The sequence below is a fragment of the Ruegeria sp. CDSA221 genome (assembly GCF_059611825.1).
The window spans coordinates 1-4,448 of sequence record NZ_JBXWPK010000033.1; the positions used below are offsets into that span (position 1 = coordinate 1).

Consider the following 4,448-nt stretch of genomic DNA (forward strand, 5'->3'; position numbering starts at 1 on the left):
TTACTCTGCGGCTTCTTCGTAAGCGTCCATTGGTGGGCATGTGCAGATGAGGTTTCGGTCACCGTATGCGTTGTCGACGCGGTTTACGGGGGACCAGTATTTGTCGACGCCCATGGAGCCCGGGGGGAAGCAGGCCTGTTCGCGGGTGTATGGGCGGTCCCAGTCGCCGACCAGATCGCGCACCGTATGGGGGGCGTTTTTCAGCGGGTTGTTCTCCGCATCGATCTTGCCGTCGATGATGTCCTGCGCCTCGGCCCGGATGGACAGCATGGCGTCGCAGAAGCGATCCAGCTCGTCCTTGGGTTCCGACTCGGTGGGCTCGACCATCAGGGTTCCGGCCACCGGCCAGGACATGGTGGGCGCGTGGAAGCCGGAATCGACCAAACGCTTGGCCACATCGTCGACGCTGACATGGGCCGCCTCATCCAGAGGACGGGTGTCAAGGATACATTCATGCGCCACCCGGCCTGTTTCCGAGGTGTACAGGATCGGATAGGCGTCCTGCAGCCGGGCCGCGATATAGTTGGCGTTCAGGATCGCCACTTTCGTGGCCTGGGTCAGACCCGCACCGCCCATCAGCAGCACATAGGCCCAGCTGACCGGCAGGATCGACGGAGACCCAAACGGTGCCGCCGAGACCGGACCGACGGCGGTGCCGTATTCCGGGTGGCCGGGCAGGTGTTCCTCCAGATGCGCCTTGACGCCGATCGGACCCATGCCGGGGCCGCCACCGCCATGCGGGATGCAGAAGGTCTTGTGCAGGTTCAGGTGGCTGACGTCGCCACCAATGTCACCAGGACGCGACAGGCCGACCATGGCGTTCATGTTGGCGCCGTCGATATAGACCTGACCGCCGTGATCATGGGTGATCTGGCAGACCTCCTGGACGGTGGTCTCGAACACGCCATGGGTCGACGGGTAGGTAATCATGCAGGCGGCCAGATGGTCAGAATGCTTTTCCGCCTTGGCGCGGAAATCGGCGACATCAATGTTGCCCTTCTCATCCGCTTGCACCGGCACCACCTGATAGCCCACCATCTGGGCCGAGGCCGGGTTGGTGCCATGGGCCGAAGTGGGGATCAGGCAGACATTGCGATGCCCTTCGCCGCGGGCGAAGTGATAGTTGCGGATGGTCAGCAGGCCTGCGTACTCGCCCTGCGCGCCCGAGTTGGGCTGCTGCGAGATCGCGTCATAGCCGGTGATCTGGCACAGCTTGTCGTTCAGATCGGCAATCATCTCGTGATAGCCCTGTGCCTGATCTTCGGGGCAGAACGGGTGCAGATTGCCGAACTCGGGCCAGGTGACCGGGATCATCTCGATCGTGGCGTTCAGCTTCATCGTGCACGACCCCAGCGGGATCATCGCCCGGTCCAACGCCAGGTCGCGGTCGGCCAGACGGCGCATATAGCGCGTGATCTCGGCCTCGGCCCGGTTCTTGTGGAAGATCTCGTGGGTCAGATATTCGCTTTCACGCAGCGCGTAATCCGGCAGGCGGTATTGCTTGTTCGAGCTGTCATCCGCCCGATCGATGCCGAAGGCACCCCAGACGGCCTCGATGGTCTCGGGCCGGGTCTGTTCGTCCAGGCTGATGCCGACCTTGCTGTCGCCGACCTTGCGCAGGTTGACGCCGCGGGCCACGGCGGCCTCCATCACGACATTCTGCAGATGGCCGACCTCGACCGTGATGGTGTCAAAGAACACTTCCGGTTCCACGGCAAAGCCCGCCTCTTCCAGACCGGCGGCCAGACGCGAGGTCTTGCGGTGCACCGATTGCGCGATGGCCTTGATGCCATCAGGGCCGTGATAAACCGCATACATCGACGCAATGACGGCCAGCAGCGCCTGCGCGGTGCAGACATTCGAGTTGGCCTTCTCGCGGCGGATATGCTGTTCGCGGGTCTGCAGCGCCAGGCGATAGGCCTTGTTGCCCCGGCTGTCGATGCTGACGCCGATGATCCGGCCGGGCATCGACCGCTTCAGCTTGTCGGTGGTCGCCATATAGGCCGCGTGCGGGCCGCCATAGCCCATCGGCACGCCAAAGCGCTGGGTCGAACCGATGGCGATATCCGCGCCCATCTCGCCGGGGGATTTCAGCAGTGCCAGCGACAGGATGTCGGCGGCAACGATGGCAATGGCTTTATGTTCATGCAGCGCCGCGATCTCGGCGGTGAAGTCGCGCACATGTCCATGCGTGCCGGGATACTGGAAGATCGCGCCAAACACCGCGCCCGCGTCCATCGTATCCGGATCAGCCACCTGTACATCGATGCCCAGAGGCTCGGCGCGGGTTTTGATCACCGCAATGGTCTGCGGGTGGCAGTTTTTATCGACGAAGAAAGCCGCGTTATTGGCCTTGGACCGGCCACCGCGCTTGGCCATCGCCATCGCCTCGGCAGCAGCGGTTGCTTCGTCCAGCAGGGATGCGTTGGCCACGTCCAGCCCGGTCAGATCGCTGACCATGGTCTGGAAGTTCAGCAGCGCCTCAAGCCGGCCCTGGCTGATCTCGGGCTGATAAGGCGTGTACGCCGTGTACCAGGCCGGGTTTTCCAGGATATTGCGCAGGATCGGCGCAGGCGTGGTGGTGCCGTAATAGCCCTGACCAATCAGCGAGGTCAGAACCTTGTTCTTGCTCGCCACCTCTTTCATGTGGAACAGCGCATCGCGCTCGGTCATCGCCGGACCCCAGTCCAGCGCTTCCTTCTGCCGGATCGCAGGGGGGACGGTGGCGTCAATCAGCTGATCCAGCGTCGTGAAGCCGATCACCTTGAGCATGTCGCGCATCTCGGTCGGGCTGGGCCCGATATGGCGACGGTTGGCAAAGTCATAGGCTTCGTAATCGGTGAGTTTGAAGGCCATGTGTAGCGCTCCTCAAGGAATGTCTCGCCCAGCCGCTCTGGCAGATGCCTCCGGCGGGAGTATTTGGAAAAAGATGAAGCCCGGGGTCCGGTTTCAGGGCCCCGGAATTGAAGTTACCCGATGAAGGCCTTGTAGCCGGCTTCGTCCATCAGATCTTCCAGCTGCGACGCATCCGTGATCTTGATCTTGTAGATCCAGGCCTCGCCCTCGGGGTCGTCGTTCAGCGCGCCCGGATTGTCGGCCAGCGCCTCATTGACCTCGACGATCTCGCCATCAACCGGCGCATAAAGCTCGGACGCCGCCTTGACGGATTCGATCACGCCAATCTCGCCACCCTTCTCGAACTCGTCGCCTGCTTCCTGCTGTTCCACGAACACCACGTCGCCCAGCTGTTCAGCCGCGTGTTTGGTGATGCCCAGCGTCGCGGTATCACCCTCGACGGTCAGCCATTCGTGCTCTTCGGAATAATAGGTTGCCATGTTGTCTCTCTCCTGACTTCAACGCTTGTAATTCTGGGTGACAAAGGGGGTGGCCACAATCTGTGCCGGTTGCGGCTTGCCCCGGATGATCAGGTTCACCGCCGTACCCGGTTCGGCATGATCCGCCGCCACATAGCCCATCGCCACAGGTCCACCGACCGTCGGGCCAAACCCGCCCGAGGTGATCTGACCGATTGTATTGCCCTGCGCGCACTGAATGTCCACGCCCTGACGCGCCGGTGCCCGGCCTTCCGGCTTGATGCCCACCAGCTTGCGCGCGGGACCCTCGGCCAGTTCTTTTTGAATGCGGTCGGCCCCCGGGAACCCGCCCTCTTCCTTGCGGCGTTTCTGGATCGCCCAACCCAGGCTGGCCTCGATCGGCGAGGTGCCCTGGTCGATGTCATTGCCATACAGGCACAGCCCCGCCTCCAGCCGCAGGCTGTCGCGCGCGCCCAGGCCCGCCGCCTCGCAATCCTCATGCGCCAGGAAGGCCTTGGTGATTTCTATCGCACGGTCCTCGGGGATCGAGATCTCGTACCCGTCCTCGCCGGTATAGCCCAGACGCGAGATCCGGCATTCGGCCCCCAGGATGTCGGCAACAACGGTTTCCATGAACTTCAGATCCCGCGCCGCAGGGCAAAGCGCACCCACCACATCCTCGGCCTTCGGTCCCTGCACCGCAACAAGCGCGCGGTCAAAGATCTCGCTCACCTCAACCCCGTCCAGATTGGCGCGCATATGCGGAATATCCTGATGACGCAGCGCCGCGTTCACCACCACAAAGAAGTGATCCCCCGCATTCGACACGATCAGATCATCCATGATCCCGCCATCCGAATTGGTGAAAAATCCATACCGCGCCTTGCCAGGCTTCAATGTCGCATAGGCCTGCGGGCACAGAGCCTCAAGCTTGGCACCAACATCCTCACCCCGCAGGATCACCTGACCCATATGAGACACATCAAACACCGCCGCCTTCTCACGACACTGCGCATGCTCACCCATAATCCCCAAGGGATACTGCACAGGCATCTCCCAGCCCGCAAAATCAACCAACTTCCCACCCAACTCAACATGCAAACCATGCAAAGGCGTGCGCTTAATATCCGTCAT

3 protein-coding genes are annotated in these 4,448 nt (G+C 62.3%); all 3 read right to left on the bottom strand.

Annotated elements, in window-relative coordinates:
- The gene (gene gcvP, locus AC2FJ5_RS21245) at positions 1–2,856 is read right to left on the bottom strand and encodes an aminomethyl-transferring glycine dehydrogenase (RefSeq protein ID WP_496704183.1); all 2,856 of its coding nucleotides are present in this window, start codon (positions 2,854–2,856) and stop codon (positions 1–3) included.
- 113 nt (positions 2,857–2,969) lie between these two features.
- The gene (gcvH, locus tag AC2FJ5_RS21250) at positions 2,970–3,335 is read right to left on the bottom strand and encodes a glycine cleavage system protein GcvH (RefSeq protein WP_142640419.1); all 366 of its coding nucleotides are present in this window, start codon (positions 3,333–3,335) and stop codon (positions 2,970–2,972) included.
- Positions 3,336–3,353: 18 nt separating this feature from the next.
- Positions 3,354–4,448 (bottom strand): glycine cleavage system aminomethyltransferase GcvT (gene gcvT / locus AC2FJ5_RS21255; protein ID WP_496794510.1); only part of this gene is annotated, 1,095 nt, incomplete at its 5' end.